Raw genomic sequence first — 17,303 nt, 5'->3', positions numbered from 1 at the left:
TATCAGACCGCCGCGGGCACCTGGCGCGCGTTGAGCAGCGCCGTGTAGTCCCGCTGCGCCGCGTCCAGCAGCGCCGTCCACGCGTCCTCGCCGACGGGTGTGCGCACCGGCCGCTCCTCCGACGCGATCAGCCGCACCAGCTCGGCGGCGAACAGCTCCGGCGGGCTCGCCACGGGCAGCGACCGCAACGCCCGCACGCCGGCGCGCATGGGCTCGACGACGGCCGCGTACGCCGGTACATGCTCCGCCGACTCCGTCAGCGACGCACCCCACTCGGTCGCGTACCTGCCCGGCTCGACCGCCATCACGTGCACCCCGCTGCCGGCCAGCTCCAGCGCGAGCGTCTCGACCATGCCCTCGAGCGCGTACTTCGCGGCCGCGTACGCGCCCAGGCCGGGGTACGCCATCCGCCCCGCCGTCGAGGAGACCATCACGATGTCGCCGAAGCCCTGGGCGCGCATCAGCGGCAGCACCATCCGGGTCAGGCGCCACGGCGCGACGAGGTGCACCGCCAGCTGCGCCTCGAGCTCGGCGTCGGTGACCTCCTCGACGGCGCCGAAGTGGCCCGCGCCGGCGTTGTTCACGAGCACGTCCACGCCGCCGTAGCGGGCCAGCGCGGCGTGCAGCGCGTTGTGGCAGTCGTCGGGGTCGCGTACGTCCAGTACGCAGGTGGCGAGGGTCCTCGGATACCGATCGCGAAGCTCTTCGAGGGTCTCCGGGCGCCGCGCCGTGGCCAGCACCTGCTGTCCGGACGCGGCCACCGCCTCGGCCAGCGCGCGCCCCAGGCCGGTGGAGCAACCAGTGATCAACCAGCGACGAGTCATGTCCGGCATAGTGACTCTCGGTATCCGCTGACCGACAGTCTGAGAAACGTGAATGACAATCATTCAGCGGAGATTTCCGTCGTTCGTGTCGGGCGGCCCCCGGCCGTACAGTTGGCGGGTGCGCTCGCTGGCGGAGCTGATCTCCGACGACCGGTCCGCCTGGGCCGAGATCGAGGCCGCCGTCACCGGCTCCCCGTATGCCGTCGAAATCCTGCCGACCGACCCCGATCGGGCCGCCTCCTGCCTGCATCGGCTGCAGGTCGGCACCACGTCCTGGCTCGGCGCCCTGGTGTACGGCAGCGGCGGCCTGGTGGTCGACGACGGCTGGCTGAGGGTCTTCGGGTCCGGCAACCCGCCGCGGCGGCTCGCCGACATCCACACGGTGAACGAGGTGTTCGAGCCCGCCGGGCTGCTCGTCGCGCAGGACATCATGGGCGGCGAGTTCGTGTGGCGCCAGGGCGAGTCGGGCAGCGAGTCGGTTCAGGTGCCGACGATCCACTACTTCGCGCCGGACACCCTGCGCTGGGAGGATCTCACGCTCGGCTACACCGACTGGCTGTACGCCATGCTGGCCGGCGCCGTCGACCAGTTCTACTTCAGCTGGCGCTGGCCCGGCTGGCGCGACGAGGTGGCGGCCTGCCCGCTCGACGCGGGCATCCACACCTGGCCGCCGCTGTTCTCCAAGGAGGGCAAGGACATCGAGAGCTCGAGCCGCCGGCCGATCCCGATGCATGAGCTCGTCGGCGCGAAGCACGACATGGCCGACCAGCTCGGCGCATGAGACTCGCCCGCACCGAGTCGGGCACCGGCCCGCTCATGGTCCTGCTGCACGGCGGCGGCAGCGGCCGCGCGACCTGGGACGCGTTCACGCGCTCGATCTCCGGGTGGCGCGTCGTCGCCCCCGACCTGCGCGGTCACGGCGACAGCCCGCGCTGCTCGCAGTACACCCTGGAGGGCTATGCCGACGACGTGGTCGAGCTGCTCGACGAGCTCGCGACCGATGAGCACGGTCCGGCCGTGCTGGTCGGGCACTCCCTGGGCGCCTACACGGCGTCGCTGATCGCCCAGCGCCACCCGGGCCGGGTGTCCCGGCTGGTGCTCGAGGACCCGCCGGCCCCGCCCCGCGCCGGCGCGCCCGGCGGCTTCTCCCGCGCCCGGCTGGCGCTGTCCGGCCTGTCCGGCGGGCTGTCCTCGCGGCGGCGCTTCGACCGCCACGCGCTCGTGTCGGCCATCGCGCAGCTGCGCGAGCCCGACCCCGGCTGGTGGAATGATCTGGCGAAGATCGAAGCCCCGGCATTGGTACTGTCGGGAGGCCCGAAAAGCCACATCCCGCCCGCCCGGCTGCAGGCGGTGACGGCGGCGATCCCGGACGCCAGGCTGGTCACCATCCCGGTCGGCCACCGCATCCACAGCACCGCGCTGCCGCAGTTCACCGCCGCGGTCCTGGAATTCCTGGGCTGAACCTGTCCCGGACCTGTCTGGAAGCGCGGCGCGGCTCCGACGTAGCCCGCGTGCACACCGAACCGGAAAGGGGCCGACCGTGAAGTACATGATCCTCAGCTACGCCTCGCAGCGCGACTACGACGCGATGGCGGGCAAGCCCGGCCAGACACCGTGGAAGCCGGAGGACTTCGCCAGGATGGGCGAGTTCATGGCCGCGTTCAACCACGAGCTGGAGGAGTCCGGCGAGCTGGTCGAGACGCGCGGCCTCGACGCGCCCGTGCACACCCGGCGGGTCGGCGGCGCGCCCGGCGTCGTGACCGACGGGCCCTACGCGGAGACGCAGGAGGTTCTCGCCGGCTACTGGATCGTCGAGTGCGACAGCTTCGACCGGGCCACCCAGATCGCGATGCGCCTCGGCGAGTGCCCGGCGCCGCCGGAGGTCGCCGCCACCGCGTACGCCGACGTGCGCCCGATCGTGGAGTCCTCCGGGGAGCTGGGCTTCTGATGCCCGCGGCCGCGCTGGAGGGCCTGCTGCGCGAGCTGGCGCCGCAGGTCCTCGGCGCGGTCGTGCGCCGCTACGGGCACTTCGACACCGCCGAGGACGCCGTGCAGGAGGCGCTGCTGGCGGCGGCGCGCCAATGGCCGGACGACCCGCCGCAGGACCCGCGGGCGTGGCTCATCGCGGTGGCGGCGCGCCGGCTCACCGACCTGCTGCGTGCCGACCAGGCCCGGCGCCGCCGGGAGGAGACGGTGTTCCGGCTGGAGTTCGCCGTGCCGCCGGCGGTCGCGGACACCGACGACTCCCTGGTGCTGCTGTTCATGTGCTGCCACCCCGCGCTGCGGCCTGACGCGCAGATCGCGCTCACGCTGCGGGCCGTGGGCGGGCTCGGCACGGCCGAGGTGGCCCGCGCGTTCCTCGTGCCGGAGGACACGATGACCCGCCGGATCACCCGGGCCAAGCAGCGCGTGAAGGCCAGCGGCCGGCCCTTCGCCCTGCCGCCCCCGGCCGATCGTCAAGAGCGTTTGGATGTCGTACTGCACGTGCTGTACCTGATCTTCAACGAGGGGTACGCGGCCACGCGCGGCACCGCGCTGCAGCGCCCGGACCTGGCGGCCGAGGCCATCCGGCTCACCCGGCTCGTCCACCGCCTGCTCCCGGACGACCTCGAGGTCGCCGGCGTATCTGACCGCGGCGTCCCTGGCCGGCACGTGGGCGCAGCAGCGCTACCTCAACGCCCGCGCCGCCCGCCTGCAAGAATCCGGATGATCGGGCACCGGCGGGCACGTACCGGACGTTTCCCCAGGTCAATTCCTTGATCACGGCTGTTTTCGTACGTATGTTCGGCTAAGGTCGTGCGTCATGGAGATCAGCACCTGCCCCGCCACGAAGACGACCACCACCGCCACCGGCGACGTGGAGGTCCGCTGCACGAAACCCGCCGGCCACGTCGAGTCGGGAGACCCTCGGCACGAGGCCCGACTCGGCGTCTTCCCCATCCGCTGGCGGGAGTCGTAATCTGGTCCGGCCCTGCGGCTCGCAGCCCGATCGAAGGGCCAGTTGCCGCCGTGCCGCCGAAGTACGCCGAGATCGTCAGCGCCCTGCAGAGCCGCATCGACGGTGAGTTCTACGCCGTCGGCGCGCTGCTGCCCAGCGAGGCCCAGCTCACCCGCGAGTTCCGCACGTCCCGCTCGACCGTGGTGCGGGCGCTGCGGTACCTGCGCCGGCAGGGCTGGGTCCGGGGCGTGCAGGGCAAGGGGCGCATCGTGCTGGGCCGCCCGGCGACCACGCTCGCCACCCTGCCGCACCGCGTCCGGTTCCTGCTGCAGGCCGACCGGCACGCCGTCCCGCTGGGCATCCGGTGCGTCCTCGCCCCGGCGCGGATCGCGGCCGCGCTGGACCGCCCGGCGGGCGCCCCGCTGTTCGCGGCCCGCTATCTGCTGGCGCCGACCGGGCCCACCAGCGCGGCCCCGCCGTTCGGCCTGAGCACGGTCTTCGTCCCGGCCGCACTGACCGACGCGGCGACCGCCGAGCCGGACGGCGGCCTGCTCACCCACGTGGAGCGCCGCAACGGCACGTCGGCCCACCGGGTCGTCGAGCGCCTGGGCGCGCGCATGGCCACGGACGCCGAGATGTCGGCGCTGTCCCTGCGTCAACGCCGCAGCGTGGCCGTGTCCCTGATCACCGTCCTCGACGTCGCCGACGTGCCGTTCCTGGCCGTGGACGCGGTCCTGTCAAGGGAGGCACCGGACCTGGTGGCGACCTACGACCTGTGACGGGCAAGCGCTAGTCGGGCAGCGGCGGCAGGGTGTGGGAGGTCTCGTACTCCAGCACCTGCGCGATGCGCCGGGCGTGCCGCTCGTTGCCGGAGAACTTCGTCTGCAGGAACGCCGTCACGAGCGTGGTGGCCTCGTCCAGCGTGTGCTGGCGCGCGCCGATGGCCACGACGTTGGCGTCGTTGTGCTCCCGGGCCAGCTGGGCGGTCTCGATGTTCCAGGCCAGGGCGGCCCGGACGCCGTGGACCTTGTTCGCGGCGATCTGCTCGCCGTTGCCCGAGCCGCCGATGACCACGCCCAGGCTGTCCGGGTCGGCGACCACCCGGGCGCCCGTGTGGAGACAGAACGCCGGGTAGTCGTCGTCGGGGTCGTACTTCGCCGGACCGACGTCCACGACCTCGTAGCCCTGCGCCCCGAGGGCGCTGACCAGGTGCTCCTTCAGCTCATAACCGGCGTGGTCCGAACCAACGTAGACGCGCATACCCGGCAGTCTGTCAGAGCCGGATCAGGCCCACGCACGAACCCGCCAGCAACCCGCCACCCAGCAGCAGGAAGCCGAACACCCACCCGGCCGTCGCGCCCGGTTGCAGCCGCCAGATGCGGCGGCGGTCCCAGACGAGAGCGGCCGCGGCGAACGCGCCGACGCCGCAGGCGGCGATCATCGCCGCGATGAAGATCTGCAATTGCATGTGCACACCCCAGGCCCGGAAGTTCAGCGGCCTAGTGTGTATCACGATCGGGTGACTAGAACGAATCGAGCTGCGCGACAACCAGACCGGCCCGCGCCTTCGGCGTGAACCAGGTGCTCTTGCGTGGCATCTTCTGGCGGGCCAGGTTGACCGCCACGAAGTCGTCGACGGTCACCGGCGCGATGAGCACGGCAAGCTCGGCCCGGCCGGCGTCGACCTCGCCGCGAAGCCACTCGGCCGGGTAGTCGCCGCCGACGTACGTGATCCGCTTGTCGCCCGGCTCCAGGCCGAGGGCCTCGGCGAACAGCCGCCGCTCGACGAGGGCGTGGTCGAGGTTGTCCACGACGCTCGCCCCCTCGACCCGGGGCAGGGCGGCCGACCAGGCGCCGTCGCGGGTGTACAGGTGCACGCGGCCGCCCGTGGCCGGCACGCCGACCGGGCCGGTCAGCGGCCGCAGGTCGAGGTCTTCCAGCGGGCCCGGCAGCTCCGAGACGAGCCGGTTGTACGGCTGGATCGCCACCGACTCCGGGGTGGTGACGACGGCCAGGAAGCGCGGGTACCCGGCGGTCTGCGCGGCGAGGCTGCGGTGGTTGCCGTCGGCGACGACGAGCTCGCCGCCGCCGGCCAGCGCCAGCAGCCGGTCGCGGGTGGTGCCGGCGCCGACGGCCCAGATCTCGTGGGCGCGGCCGGACGGGTCGAGGTCGGTGACGGCCGGGCTGCCCGCGTCGGCGACGGCCTGCGCCAGCGCCGCGTGCAGGGCCTCGCCGTGGGCGGTCTGCAGCAGCAGGACGGGCGAGAGCAGGTGGCCGGTGGCCTCGGCGAGCGCGACCCGCTCGCGGACCTTCTCGATGAACACGTCCTCGTTACGGATCACCGCGCCGGGCTCGTCGGCGCTGGTCGAGATCTGGTCGGTGTCGACCATGCACCACAGGCCGTAGGCGCGGGCGCCGTCGGGCGCGGTGATCCGGTAGAGCACGACGACGTCCGAGGCGGCGGCGTAGTGGCCGTCCTCCTTCGCGGCGCCCAGCCGCTCGACCGCGTCGGGCAGGCAGTCCAGGAACGGGCGGCCGACGCTCTGCGGGGCCCGGTGCGGCATCTCCACGGCCAGGGCGCTGGCGGGGTTGGCGGCGATGATCGCGGTGATCTCCGCGTCGTCGGCGAACTCGTCGTAGTTCTGCGCTCCGGTTCCTCCGGTGGAGAGCCAGGCGTGGGCGATCGGGTGCGCAACCGTCATGAAGGAAACGCTATAGGTCAGCCGACCCGGGCCTCAGCACGGGGGACCGCCCGTCCCGCAGTGCGGCGGCGCACGCCGCGCGGCAGGCCCGAGGCGCACACCACGACGGGTGGGGCGAGCAGCGCGCTCACCTCGTCGGGCAGCTCGGGCAGCTCGTCCTTCCAGGTCCGCTCCTGGACGGTCCAGCAGGTCTCGGTCATCGTCTCGGCCTCTCCCGGAGGGTGTCGTCGCAAGCTGCAACGCCACCCGTTCGCGCCGGTGTCGCACCGGCTGTGCGTCTCTGCACGTCTTCCAGGAAAAGGCACGCGCGGCCGCCGCGAGCCGTTCTGTCGCGCTCACGGCACGAATCAGGGAAAGGCCGGCGTCGTACGCGTCAGCATCTTGACGATCCGCAGGGCCGCGCCGCCGGGCTGGCGGCGGCGCAGCTCGACCATGTCCGCCAGCGCGTGGATGATCCGCAGGCCGCGGCCGGCCTCGGCGTCGGGCGCGGGGTCGGGAATCTCCATCGTGTCGAGGCCGATGCCGTCGTCGAGCACGTCGATGACGCAGCGGTCCTCGTGGATGGTGACCGTGACCTCGTACTCCGCGCCGGATGCGGCGTGCTGCACGACGTTGGCGCACGCCTCGCCGACCGCCAGGCCGATGTCGTCGCGGCACTCCTTCGTGACGGAGAAGACCGCCAGCGCCGCGTCCAGGGCCCGCCTGGTCAGCGGGACGGTCGACCGGTCACGCGGCAGGGAGAGCGACAGCCGGACTTCCATCCCCACGATCGGGCTCCCTTCGCGCGAACGCCTGCACCGTTAGGGTGCCCCGGACGTCGCGAGGGAAAACGCCGAGCGGACCCGGCGGGTCACGACCCGCTCGGCGACAAAGGACAGGAACGGCACGGTGCCGGCCAGCAGCACCAGCACCGTGAACGGGAGCCGCCAGCGCGCCCGGCGGGCCAGGTCGGCGGCGAACACCAGGTAGACCATGTACAGGAAGCCATGCGCCGGCCCGACGACGGCGACGATCGTGTCGTCGCCGTTGGTGTACTTCAGCACCGTGCCCACCGTGAGCACGATCAGCAGCACGCCGACGATCCAGGCCACGACCCGGTAGCGGGTGAGTGCGGGGTTGAGGTTCATCTGGTTCTTCCCTGGTCTGTCCGGTTCATCCGTGGTCGGTCGCCTCACCCTGGAAAATCGCTCGGGCGGCGGTCGGGGTTGGCCGAGAGCCAGGCGAGCATCCGGTTGTACTGCGCGAGCTCCGGATCCTCGTCGTCGCTCACCGCCGGCGCGGCGGGGGCCCGGCTCACCGGCGGGCGCAGCGGCGGCGGGGCCGGCCGGGGCGCGCTCCCGCCGCGGGCGTCGCGGATCGCGCGCACCCACAGGAAGACCACGAAGAGCGCGAAGAGCGGCCACTGGACGGTGTACGCCCAGCTGAGCATGTTGCCGGCGGCGGCCCGCTGATACTGCCAGCGACCCGCGAACAGGCAGACGGCCACCCCGGCGAGCGCCAGGGCGTGGCCGAGCACCCACCGGGGTGTGAAGAACCGCCGCACGAGTAGGCAGGCTACTCCTAACGCGCTCAGTCGAAGACGGGACCCACGTCGCGGGTGCGCTTGATCTCGTAGAAGCCGGGCGTGCCGGCGACCATCAGCGTGCCGTCCCACAGGCGACCGGCCGCCTCACCCCGCGGCTTGGGGGTGACGACGGGGCCGAAAAACGCGATGAGATTGCCGTCCGGCCCCGGCACGTGGATGACCGGCGTGCCCACGTCCATCCCCACCGGGTTCATCCCGGCGAAGTGGCTCTCGCGCAGTTGCGCGTCGTACTCAGTCGAGTCGGCGAACTCCGCGAGGTCCGCCGGGAGGCCGGCCTCGGCGAGGGCCGAGCGGTAGAGCTCGTCGGAGAGCTCCTGCTTCTCGTGGTGGATACGGGTGCCAAGCGCGGTATAAAGCGGACGAAGTACCTCATTACCGAACTTCTGTTCGGCGGCGATCGCCACGCGTACCGGCCCCCAACCCTTTGCCAAACCCTCCCTGTATCGCTCGGGGAGGTCGTCGCGGCCTTCGTTGAGAACCGACAGGCTCATGACGTGGAAGCGCACCCGGACGGGGCGCACCTGCTCCACCTCCAGCAGCCAGCGGGAGGTGATCCAGGCCCACGGGCAGCGCGGGTCGAACCACATGTCGGCTATGACGCGGTCTTCGGCCATGACGGTGACCACCTCACTAGTGAAAGAGTCGGGAATCAGAACCGATCCTTACCCAACCCTCCCGCCACGTACTACTTCGCGCATGAGTGACCTGAGCCACTCCCCCAGTGTCCTCCGGGGACATGGAACACTCGGTGTGACGCCGTCGACGGGGACGGCCACAGCGAAACGACAGGAGACGACACGTGGCCGGTGTACGCAACCTACGCCAGGTCGAAGCCGTCGAGCGGGCGCGCCTGCTCGGCGTCACGGCGTACGACATCAGCCTCGACCTGACCGATGGCGCCGGAAATCCGGGGGAGGGCACGTTCCGGTCGACCACCGAGGTGCGGTTCACCTGCCGGGAGCCGGGCGCCGGCACCTTCATCGAGGTCGCCGCGGCGACCCTGCGCGGCGCGACGCTCAACGGCGAGCCCGTCGACATCGGTGGCTGGTCGACGGAGGGCGGGCTGGCGCTGCCGGGACTGGCGGCCGAAAACGTGCTCGTCGTGGACGCCGACTTCGGGTACTCCACGACCGGCCAGGGCCTGCACCGCAGCGTCGACCCCGTGGACAAGGAGGTGTACCTCTACAGCCAGTTCGAGACGGCCGACGCGCAGCGCGCCTTCGCCTGCTTCGACCAGCCGGACCTCAAGGCGGCGTTCACCTTCCGCGTGACGGCGCCGGCGCACTGGAAGGTCATCTCCAACATGCCGCTGGAGCGGCAGGACGGCCTCGTGCGGCACTTCACGCCCACGCCGCCGATGAGCACCTACGTCACGGCCGTGTGCGCCGGGCCCTACCACGAGGTCCGCGAGACGCACGACGGCATCGACCTCGGCGTCTTCTGCCGGCAGTCGATGAAGCAGTACCTCGACGCCGACGAGATCAACCTGGTCACCAAGCAGGGCTTCGACTTCTTCCACGAAGAGTTCGGCATCCGCTACCCGCTGCCGAAGTACGACCAGGTGTACTCCCCCGAGTTCAACGCCGGCGCGATGGAGAACTTCGGCTGCGTGGTCCACGCCGAGCAGCACTACATCTTCCGCTCGCCGGTCACCGACTTCGAGTACGAGCAGCGCGCCAACACGATCCTGCACGAGCTGGCCCACATGTGGTTCGGCGACCTGGTCACCATGCGCTGGTGGGACGACCTGTGGCTCAACGAGTCGTTCGCGGAGTGGGCCAGCCACTGGTGCAACACCCACGCGACCCGCTACTCCGACGCCTGGACGACGTTCCTGTCCGTGCGCAAGAACTGGGGCTACCGGCAGGACCAGCTGTCCTCGACGCACCCGGTGTACACCGAGATGCCCGACGTCGAGGCGGTCGAGGTCAACTTCGACGGCATCACCTACGCCAAGGGCGCCAGCGTCATCAAGCAGCTGGTCGCCTACGTCGGCATCGACGCGTTCCGCAGCGGCCTGCGCGCCTACTTCCAGCAGCACCAGTGGGGCAACGCCACCTTCGACGACCTGCTCACCGCGCTGGAGAGCGCCAGCGGCAAGGAGCTGCGCAAGTTCGCCGCGCAGTGGCTGGAGACCGCCCAGGTCAACACCCTGCGGCCGGAGCTGACGGTCGCGGCGGACGGCACGTATGAGCGCGTCGTGGTGCGCCAGGAGGCGCCGGCGGCCTACCCGACGCTGCGAACCCACCGCATCGGCATCGGCCTCTACGACCTTGTCGACAGTGGCCTCGTGCGCCGGGAGCTGATCGAGGCCGACGTCGACGGCGAGCGGACCGAGATCACCGCGCTGGCCGGCCGCCGCGCCGCCGACGTGCTGCTGCTCAACGACGACGACCTCACCTACGCCAAGCTGCGGCTGGACCCGCGCTCGATGGCCACGGTGGTCGACCACATCGACGGACTGGACAACTCGCTGGCCCGGGCGCTGGTCTGGTCGGCGTCCTGGGACATGGTCCGCGACGCCGAGCTCGCCGCCCGCGACTACGTGCGCCTCGTCGCCGTCGGCCTGCCGGCCGAGAAGGACATCAACCTCGTCACGGCCACCATCCGGCAGGCGCAGTCGGCGCTGGTCTTCTACGCCGACCCGGCCTGGGCGCCGCAGGGCTGGACGCAGCTGGCCGACACGGCGCGCGAGGCGCTGCGCTCGGCCGAGCCGGGCAGCGGCTTCCAGCTCGCGTGGGCCCGCTCGTTCGCGGCCGCCGCGCGCAGCGAGGCCGACCTGGCCGTGCTGTCCGGCTGGCTGCGGGGTGAGGACGTGCCGGCCGGCCTGACCATCCAGGCCGACCTGCGCTGGGGCATCCTGCACGCGCTCGTCGCCAACGGCGCCGCCGATCCGGCCGAGATCGAGGCCGAGCTCGACCGCGACCGCACGGCCAGCGGCGAGCGGCAGGCCGCGCTGGCCCGCGCCCTGGTGCCGACCGCCGAGGCGAAGGCCGAGACGTGGCGCCGGCTGACCGAGGACCACTCGCTGCCCAACTGGCTGCAGCGCTCGCTGCTGCAGGGCTTCCAGCACTCGGCGCAGACGGCATTGACCGCGCCGTACGTGCCCGCCTACTTCGACGCGCTGCTGCCGGTGTGGGAAAGCCGCGACAGCGAGCCGGCGGCGGAGTTCGTGGAGCTGGGCTACCCGGCGTACCAGGTGAGCGAGGACACGGTCGCGCGGACCGAGGCCTGGCTGGCCACGCCCGACAGGCCGGCCCCGCTGCGCCGCCTGGTGGGCGAGGGCCGCGACGGCATCGTGCGGGCCCTGAGGGCCCGCGCCCGCGACGCCGCGGCGACGGCCTGAGCGAAGGCGAACGGCGCGCGTCCCCGAAGGGGGCGCGCGCCGTTTTCGCGACTTGTGACTAGCGTTTCGCGACTACGAGCCGGGTCAGTGCCGGTCAGTGCCGACCGGCGTGGTCGGCGAGCTGGGCCAGGCCGGAGACGAGGCCGCCGGCGAGGTCGCCGCCGCCGAAGGACGCGGCCATCGACAGGGCCGCGAGTTTGGCCGCACGGTCCGGCAGCCGGCGCCGGGCCTCGCCGCCGGTGACGATCTCGAGCTGGCGCTGGTTCGGGGAGAGCGCGATGAGCACGGAGTGCGGTGGGTCGGCCAGTTGGCCGTGCAGCTTCTCCGCGTAGGCGCGGACCGGCTCCTCGAGGTCGCCGACGTAGATGCTGAACGTCAGCCCGGTCGAGGAGTCGGCCAGACGCAGCGCCTCGTCGAGGCGCAGCAGCTGGCGCGTGGTGAACGGGCCGTTGAGGACTTCGGGCTGGCTCTTGTGGACAGCCGGGTTACCACCGGTCACTTGCGCCTCCGATGACGTGCGGCTGGGCCTTGTCGCCGGACCACTCGGTCGCGGTGGAGGCATCGCCGCCTGCGGTCAGTTCCGCCCGCCGCGCCCCGGTGAGCTCGCGGGCGTTCGCCGCCTTGGCCAGTTGCTCGGGCGCGGAAAGGAACCAGACGGGCGCGAACTCGAACGGCCGTCCGGGCCGGTAGCGCTTGCTACGGCGGGAACCCCCCGCGTAGACGGCGCCCGCGACGAGCAGGATGACCGCTACCGGAATCCCGGCGAAGATCAGCGTCGTCTCGATGATGGACAAGCTCAACGCCCCCAGGCGTCGAAGGGACTAAAAGACCGGCTTCACGTTAGCGGGCGGCCATGACCAGCCGGTTGCCGGGGGTGTCCGACCGATCTCCACCGCGGCTCCACGTGAGTGACCTCACACCGCGGGTGGGACCCGCCCGGACGCTCAGGCGGCCTGCGGGAGCCCGTCGGCCGGCAGGTCGAGCCAGTCGGCCCAGCGCGGGTCGGGGGTGCGGTGGCCGAGCACCCGCCACGCGACGCCCTTCGGCGCGATGGGGGTGGTATGCAAACGCCAGCCGAGTTCGGCTGGCGTTTTGTCACCCTTGGTGTGGTTGCAGCGGGCGCAGGCGGCGACGACGTTTTCCCAGGCGTGCCGCCCGCCCCGGCTGCGTGGCATCACGTGGTCGATGGTCTCGGCCGGGCCGCGGCAGTAGGCGCAACGCCATCCGTCGCGGGCGAATATGCCGCGCCGGGAGAGGCCTATGTGTGTGCGATACGGCACCCGCACGTAGCGGGTGAGCCGGACCACAGAGGGGATCGGCAGTTCGTTCATCGCACTGTGGAGGATCCCGTCACCGTCGGCGACGCACACGGCCTTCGACGTCAGGACCAGGATGGTGGCACGTCTGACAGACACGACACACAGCGGCTCGTAGGTGGCGTTGAGCACCAGCGCACCCGATACTCGTGCGGGTCGTATGTCAGGCATCGCCGTCCCCCTAGTTCGTGAAGCGAAGTCTCCCTGGAAAGGCCATGTGAGGTCTCGTCACGGGCCCACCGGCAGTGGGTCCGTGGGCTAATCGTCCCTGATAGATCCTCGGATTGCACGTACTATTTGCGGCCGGTGAGTGAACCTTCACCCGCTGGCTCGGACGTTTGTGCGGACTTGCCCCCGTTCGCACCGGTTTGCTGCTAGGAGCTCCGTGATCAGCCCTCTGGCGATGCCACTGAAAGCGCCCGGCCCCGAACCGAGCTGCGCGGACAAGAGCGGCATCTGCGACTTCGTCTACGACCAGACGAAGAACAAGTGGCTCGCCGAGAGCAGCTACCTGGTGCTGGTCAAGCCGGTGACGATCGTGATCATCGTGCTGGTGGCGTTCGTCATCCGGGCGCTCATCCACCGGGCCGTCGACCGGCTGATCAAGCATACGATCGCTGACAACGAGTCGGGCGGCTCGCTGCTGCGGCCGCTGCGCAACCGGCTGCCCAACGCGCTCACACTGCCCTCCGAGCGGCGCAACCAGCGCGCCCGGGCGCTCGGCTCGGTGCTGCGCAGCATCGCCTCCGCGGTGGTGTTCACGATCGCGACGATGCTGGTGCTCGGCGAGATCGGGATCGACCTCGCGCCGCTGCTGGCCAGTGCCGGCATCGCCGGCCTCGCGATCGGCTTCGGCGCGCAGAACCTGGTCAAGGACTTCATCGCCGGCCTGTTCATGCTCCTGGAGGACCAGTACGGCGTAGGCGACGTGGTCGACGTCGGCGCGACCACCGGCACGGTCGAGGCGGTCGGGCTGCGGATCACCACGATCCGCGACGGTTCGGGCGTGCTCTGGTACGTGCGCAACGGCGAGATCGTCCGCGTGGGCAACAAGAGCCAGGGCTGGGCCGTGGTGAACATCGACGTGCCGGTCGGGTTCGTCTCCGTCGAGCAGGCGACCGCCGTGCTGCGCGAGGCGGCCGACGCGTTCGCCGAGGACCCGGACTTCGCCGAGGACTTCATGGATCCGCCGAAGGTACTCGGCGTCGAGCAGCTCACCGCCGACGGCGCGGTGCTGCGCACCACCGTCAAGACGTCGAACGAGGCACAGTGGCGGGTCGGCCGCGAGCTGCGCCGCCGGCTCACCGAGGCGCTGGAGCGGGCCGGCATCACCGCGCAGCTCACGGCGGCGCGCATGTACATCCGCCCGGACTCCGAGGGCGGCGAGACCGGGCCGGCCGTGCCGCCTGGGCAGACCAAGCAGACTGGGCACACCGGGCAGCCCGACCTGACCTGACCCGGCCTGACCGGCCCGTCGTCCGGCGCCGATCCTTCGTCCGGCACGAGCAAAGCACGCCAGGAGGCGGCTAGCCACCCGGCCGATGTGGCCATATAGCTCGCACTGCGACGAACGGAGGAATTTGTCCGATCTAGCGGTCATCTGTGATCAACCCGGAGGGTAGGGTCGCGCGTCGGGTGGCCAGTCGGTTATCGTCCGTTCGTTCAGGTGCATCGCTGCACAGTATCCCGGTCCGCCGCCATTGACCCCTCTTGGTGGTGGAATGACCGGTTCGGCCGCGCCCGCGAACGTTTACGCCGCCGTCGTGACCGAGGGAAGGGGGCTCCGCCGGTGTCCGACCCCGACGAGTCCGCCCAACGCCCTGCCACCATCCGCGAGACGCTCGCCAACCGCGAGTTCGCCGCCGTCTTCGCGGCCCAGACCCAGTCCGCCCTCGGCGACAACGTGGCCCGGGCGGCCGTCGTCGCCGTGGTCTACGGCCAGACGCACTCGGCGGTCCTCTCGGGCGCCGCGTTCGCCGTGAGCTACCTGCCGTGGCTCGGCTTCGGCGCGCTGCTGTCGGCCTGGGCGGAGCGCCATCCGTACCGCCGCACCATGATCGGCTGCGACCTCATCCGTGCCGGGATCATGTTCGTGCTGGCCGCCTTTCCCCACGCGCCCGCCGGGGTGCTCATCGCGCTGCTGTTCGGCAACGCGCTGCTGAGCCCGCCGTTCGACAGCTCCCGCTCGGCGCTGCTGCCGCGGCTGCTGCAGGGAGAGCGGTACGTCATCGGCATCACACTCAACCGCACCGCCACCCAGATGGCGCTGATCGGCGGCTACGCCCTGGGCGCCGTGCTGGTCGCCTTCGACGACTCCGCCGCGCTGCTGTTCAACGGGGTCACGTTCGCGATCTCCGCGCTGCTCATCGCCGTGGTGGTCAAGGAGCGGGCGCCGAGCCTGAAGGTGGAGCAGCGCACCAACCTGATACGCGAGGCCGCCGACGGCTACCGGGTCGTATTCCGCTCGCCGGTCATGCGGGCCATCGCGCTGATCGTCTTCTGCGGGGTCTGCTTCGGCGTGGTGCCCGAGGGCCTCGCCGCGGCGTGGGCCGCCCACCTGACGGGGCGCGCCGACCCCTTCACGTTCGGCGCGATCATGATCGCCGCCGCGTGCGGCTTCGTGTTCGGCAGCGCGCTGGTGACGTGGCTGCTGCGGCCACATCGGCGGATCGCATTGATCCGCCCGGTGGCGATCGTCACGCCATTGTCGCTCGTGCCGGCGCTGTTCGACCCGAGCCTGGTCGTCGTCGTGATCATGACGGTGCTCTCAGGGGCGTCGCTGGCCATCACGCTGCCGGCCGGCAACGGGCTGTTCGTGCAGGTCCTGCCGCCGGCGTTCCGGGCCCGCGCGTTCGGCGTCATGCAGAGCGGCGTGCACCTGCTACAGGGCGCCGCGATCGTCTTCACCGCCTGGCTGGCGACCTACTACCCGCTGCCGGACGTCGTGGGGTACTTCGGGATCGCAGGCGTTGCCGCCATGGTGCTCATCATCGCCGCCTGGCCGACGCGGGCCACCATCGCCGACGCGATCGCGGCCAACAAGGTCCGGGTCGCGGCCGAGCAGCACGCCGCCACCGAGCGCCCCAACCGCATCGACGACTTCGGCGAGGTCACCATCGACCTGGGCCGCGCCCCGCTGCCGCCCCGCCGGCGCCCCTCGCCCGGGCCGTCGGCGCGCCGGGAGCCGCCGATGCTCGACCCCGCGGAGCGCACGGTCGACCTCAGCGAGCGCACCGCGGAGCTCGACGGCCTCCCGCCGCCACCCCCCTCCCAGGCCGCGCGGCATAGTTGATGGCGTGACGTCCCCTGACAACTTCTACGAGCTCGTCGGCGGCGAGCCGACCTTCCGCAAGCTCGTCGACGAGTTCTACGCCGGCGTGGCCGAGGACCCGATCCTGCGGCCGCTGTATCCGGAGGAGGACCTCGGCCCGGCCAACGAGCGGTTCCGGCTGTTCCTGATCCAGTACTGGGGCGGCCCGGGCACCTACTCGGAGCGCCGCGGCCATCCCCGGCTGCGGATGCGGCACGCGCCCTTCCGGATCGCCTCGGCCGAGCGCGACGCGTGGCTGCGGCAGATGCGCCGGGCCGTCGACGCGATCCAGCTCGCGCCCGAGCACGAGGCGGTGCTGTGGGAGTACCTCGAGCGCGCCGCCCACTTCATGGTCAATGCCGACGATCCGAACGAATCGGACTCTCCGGCCATTTCGGTGCTTTAACGGTCTTAGCGTTTCCTTTCGTGACGTTCTCCCGTTGGTCGCATATGTGCCGCCGTGTCCGGCGGCACGTTCTTTTCACCAACGAGAGACCAAGGAGACGCACGCATGCGCCGACGCCTGATCGCCGCGGCCGCAACCGCACTGGCCGCGTTCGCGGTCGCCATCCCCGCCTCCGCCGCCCTGAACCAGCCCACCCAGGTGTCGACCAACCCCGCCGACTTCACTCCTCACGTGCTCGACGGCGAGGTGCGCGCATTCGCGGTGGTCGGTGACGCGGTGGTGGTGGGCGGGGACTTCACGACCGTGACCGACGCCACGCGCAAGGTGCGGTACAAGCGCGACAACCTGTTCGCGTACCGCGCCGCGACCGGCGAGATCCTGCCGTTCGCGCCGCAGCCCGACGCCCCGGTACTCGCGCCCTGGCCACCGGCCCGGACAACACCGTCTACGCGGGCGGGGCGTTCCAGCGCATCGCCGGCGGGTCGCAGCGCGGCCTGGCCCGGCTCAGCCTCGCCGACGGCGGCCGGGTCCCGGCCTTCACCGCCGCGATCAACTGGGGCGACGTGCGCAGCCTCGTCTCGTACGGCCCGTGGCTCTACGCCGCCGGCTCGTTCAGCCGGATCGGCGCGACCGACCGGTGCCCGCAGGGCCACGAGTCGGCCGGGCCCGGGGCCGTGTCCCGCCCCGGCATCGCCGCGATCAACCCGCTGACGGGCAAGGCCACCGACTGGAACCCCAAGCGCGCCCCGCGCGGCGTCGGCGCCAGGGCACTGCTCGCGACCCCGCAGGGCCTGCTGGTCGGCTCGGACACGGAGCGGATCGGCAACGAGTACCACGCTCGGCTGGCGCTGCTGCCCCTGCCCTGACCCGCACCCC

At 71.8% G+C, this 17,303-nt stretch carries 22 protein-coding genes and 1 pseudogene; 11 read left to right on the top strand and 12 right to left on the bottom strand.

Going from position 1 to position 17,303, the window contains the following annotated elements; translation table 11 throughout:
• Nucleotides 1–2: 2 nt before the first annotated feature.
• Nucleotides 3–824: an SDR family oxidoreductase gene (locus tag ACGFI8_RS10650; protein ID WP_392802802.1), complete on the bottom strand. Its 822-nt coding sequence runs from the start codon at nt 822–824 to the stop codon at nt 3–5.
• 118 nt (nt 825–942) lie between these two features.
• Here ACGFI8_RS10650 and ACGFI8_RS10645 point away from each other — a divergent pair, with 118 nt between their 5' ends.
• From ACGFI8_RS10645 to ACGFI8_RS10620, 6 genes and pseudogenes are all read left to right on the top strand, one after another.
• Nucleotides 943–1,605, top strand: coding sequence for a DUF2625 family protein (locus ACGFI8_RS10645; protein ID WP_392802800.1), 663 nt, complete (start codon nt 943–945; stop codon nt 1,603–1,605).
• Nucleotides 1,602–2,285, top strand: coding sequence for an alpha/beta fold hydrolase (locus tag ACGFI8_RS10640; protein ID WP_392802798.1), 684 nt, complete (start codon nt 1,602–1,604; stop codon nt 2,283–2,285). Before ACGFI8_RS10645 ends, ACGFI8_RS10640 begins: the two co-directional genes overlap by 4 nt.
• 88 nt (nt 2,286–2,373) lie before the next feature.
• Nucleotides 2,374–2,772 carry a YciI family protein gene (locus ACGFI8_RS10635; RefSeq protein WP_392802919.1) on the top strand — a complete coding sequence of 133 codons (399 nt, stop codon included), beginning with the start codon at nt 2,374–2,376 and terminating at the stop codon, nt 2,770–2,772.
• Nucleotides 2,772–3,449: pseudogene (locus tag ACGFI8_RS10630) on the top strand (RNA polymerase sigma factor); the annotation flags it as partial. The gene ACGFI8_RS10635 and the pseudogene ACGFI8_RS10630, both read left to right, overlap by 1 nt.
• Before the next feature lie 178 nt (nt 3,450–3,627).
• Nucleotides 3,628–3,783, top strand: a complete 156-nt coding sequence (locus ACGFI8_RS10625) for a hypothetical protein (protein ID WP_392802795.1) — start codon at nt 3,628–3,630, stop codon at nt 3,781–3,783.
• Nucleotides 3,784–3,833: 50 nt separating this feature from the next.
• The gene (locus ACGFI8_RS10620) at nt 3,834–4,541 is read left to right on the top strand and encodes a GntR family transcriptional regulator (protein WP_392802792.1); all 708 of its coding nucleotides are present in this window, start codon (nt 3,834–3,836) and stop codon (nt 4,539–4,541) included.
• Nucleotides 4,542–4,551: 10 nt separating this feature from the next.
• On the opposite strand, the gene ACGFI8_RS10615 is transcribed toward ACGFI8_RS10620, so the two are convergent.
• From ACGFI8_RS10615 to ACGFI8_RS10580, 8 genes are all read right to left on the bottom strand, one after another.
• Nucleotides 4,552–5,022 (bottom strand): ribose-5-phosphate isomerase, encoded by a 471-nt coding sequence (locus ACGFI8_RS10615; RefSeq protein ID WP_392802789.1) that lies wholly within the window; start codon nt 5,020–5,022, stop codon nt 4,552–4,554.
• 13 nt (nt 5,023–5,035) lie between these two features.
• Nucleotides 5,036–5,230 carry a hypothetical protein gene (locus ACGFI8_RS10610; protein ID WP_392802786.1) on the bottom strand — a complete coding sequence of 65 codons (195 nt, stop codon included), beginning with the start codon at nt 5,228–5,230 and terminating at the stop codon, nt 5,036–5,038.
• Nucleotides 5,231–5,285: 55 nt separating this feature from the next.
• Nucleotides 5,286–6,464 (bottom strand): DUF1015 family protein, encoded by a 1,179-nt coding sequence (locus ACGFI8_RS10605; RefSeq protein ID WP_392802783.1) that lies wholly within the window; start codon nt 6,462–6,464, stop codon nt 5,286–5,288.
• Nucleotides 6,465–6,481: 17 nt separating this feature from the next.
• Nucleotides 6,482–6,664, bottom strand: a complete 183-nt coding sequence (locus tag ACGFI8_RS10600) for a hypothetical protein (protein ID WP_392802780.1) — start codon at nt 6,662–6,664, stop codon at nt 6,482–6,484.
• A 147-nt stretch (nt 6,665–6,811) separates the two neighbouring features.
• Nucleotides 6,812–7,225: an ATP-binding protein gene (locus tag ACGFI8_RS10595; RefSeq protein ID WP_392802917.1), complete on the bottom strand. Its 414-nt coding sequence runs from the start codon at nt 7,223–7,225 to the stop codon at nt 6,812–6,814.
• A gap of 39 nt (nt 7,226–7,264) precedes the next feature.
• On the bottom strand, nt 7,265–7,591 hold the full coding sequence (locus tag ACGFI8_RS10590) for a DUF3817 domain-containing protein (protein ID WP_392802778.1): 327 nt from the start codon (nt 7,589–7,591) through the stop codon (nt 7,265–7,267).
• A 44-nt stretch (nt 7,592–7,635) separates the two neighbouring features.
• Complete coding sequence (locus ACGFI8_RS10585) at nt 7,636–8,007, bottom strand: hypothetical protein (protein WP_392802776.1); 372 nt, start codon at nt 8,005–8,007, stop codon at nt 7,636–7,638.
• 26 nt (nt 8,008–8,033) lie between these two features.
• Entirely contained in the window at nt 8,034–8,663 is a 630-nt protein-coding gene (locus tag ACGFI8_RS10580) for a disulfide bond formation protein DsbA (RefSeq protein ID WP_392802914.1), read from the bottom strand.
• Between the two features lie 185 nt (nt 8,664–8,848).
• Between ACGFI8_RS10580 and pepN the strand changes: the two genes are divergently transcribed.
• Entirely contained in the window at nt 8,849–11,395 is a 2,547-nt protein-coding gene (gene pepN / locus ACGFI8_RS10575; protein ID WP_392802773.1) for an aminopeptidase N, read from the top strand.
• A 94-nt stretch (nt 11,396–11,489) separates the two neighbouring features.
• Here the strand turns inward: pepN and ACGFI8_RS10570 are convergent, their stop codons facing one another.
• The 3 genes from ACGFI8_RS10570 to ACGFI8_RS10560 form a co-directional block, all read right to left on the bottom strand.
• On the bottom strand, nt 11,490–11,894 hold the full coding sequence (locus ACGFI8_RS10570; protein WP_392802770.1) for a DUF5130 family protein: 405 nt from the start codon (nt 11,892–11,894) through the stop codon (nt 11,490–11,492).
• Nucleotides 11,881–12,189 carry a hypothetical protein gene (locus ACGFI8_RS10565; protein WP_392802767.1) on the bottom strand — a complete coding sequence of 103 codons (309 nt, stop codon included), beginning with the start codon at nt 12,187–12,189 and terminating at the stop codon, nt 11,881–11,883. Before ACGFI8_RS10565 ends, ACGFI8_RS10570 begins: the two co-directional genes overlap by 14 nt.
• 150 nt (nt 12,190–12,339) lie before the next feature.
• Nucleotides 12,340–12,882 carry an HNH endonuclease gene (locus tag ACGFI8_RS10560; RefSeq protein WP_392802764.1) on the bottom strand — a complete coding sequence of 181 codons (543 nt, stop codon included), beginning with the start codon at nt 12,880–12,882 and terminating at the stop codon, nt 12,340–12,342.
• Nucleotides 12,883–13,096: 214 nt separating this feature from the next.
• On the opposite strand from ACGFI8_RS10560, the gene ACGFI8_RS10555 reads away from it, so the two are divergent.
• The 4 genes from ACGFI8_RS10555 (at nt 13,097) to ACGFI8_RS10540 (ending at nt 17,293) form a co-directional block, all read left to right on the top strand.
• On the top strand, nt 13,097–14,167 hold the full coding sequence (locus ACGFI8_RS10555) for a mechanosensitive ion channel family protein (protein WP_392802761.1): 1,071 nt from the start codon (nt 13,097–13,099) through the stop codon (nt 14,165–14,167).
• A gap of 333 nt (nt 14,168–14,500) precedes the next feature.
• Nucleotides 14,501–16,003 carry an MFS transporter gene (locus ACGFI8_RS10550; RefSeq protein WP_392802758.1) on the top strand — a complete coding sequence of 501 codons (1,503 nt, stop codon included), beginning with the start codon at nt 14,501–14,503 and terminating at the stop codon, nt 16,001–16,003.
• Between the two features lie 4 nt (nt 16,004–16,007).
• On the top strand, nt 16,008–16,427 hold the full coding sequence (locus tag ACGFI8_RS10545) for a globin (RefSeq protein WP_392802756.1): 420 nt from the start codon (nt 16,008–16,010) through the stop codon (nt 16,425–16,427).
• Between the two features lie 563 nt (nt 16,428–16,990).
• Nucleotides 16,991–17,293 carry a hypothetical protein gene (locus ACGFI8_RS10540; RefSeq protein WP_392802753.1) on the top strand — a complete coding sequence of 101 codons (303 nt, stop codon included), beginning with the start codon at nt 16,991–16,993 and terminating at the stop codon, nt 17,291–17,293.
• Nucleotides 17,294–17,303: the final 10 nt, after the last annotated feature.

The organism is Dactylosporangium sp. NPDC048998 (assembly GCF_043197855.1).
Taxonomy (GTDB): Bacteria; Actinomycetota; Actinomycetes; order Mycobacteriales; family Micromonosporaceae; genus Dactylosporangium.
The sequence above is the reverse complement of the archived record's forward strand: the minus strand, read 5'-3'. Positions and strand labels throughout refer to the sequence as shown.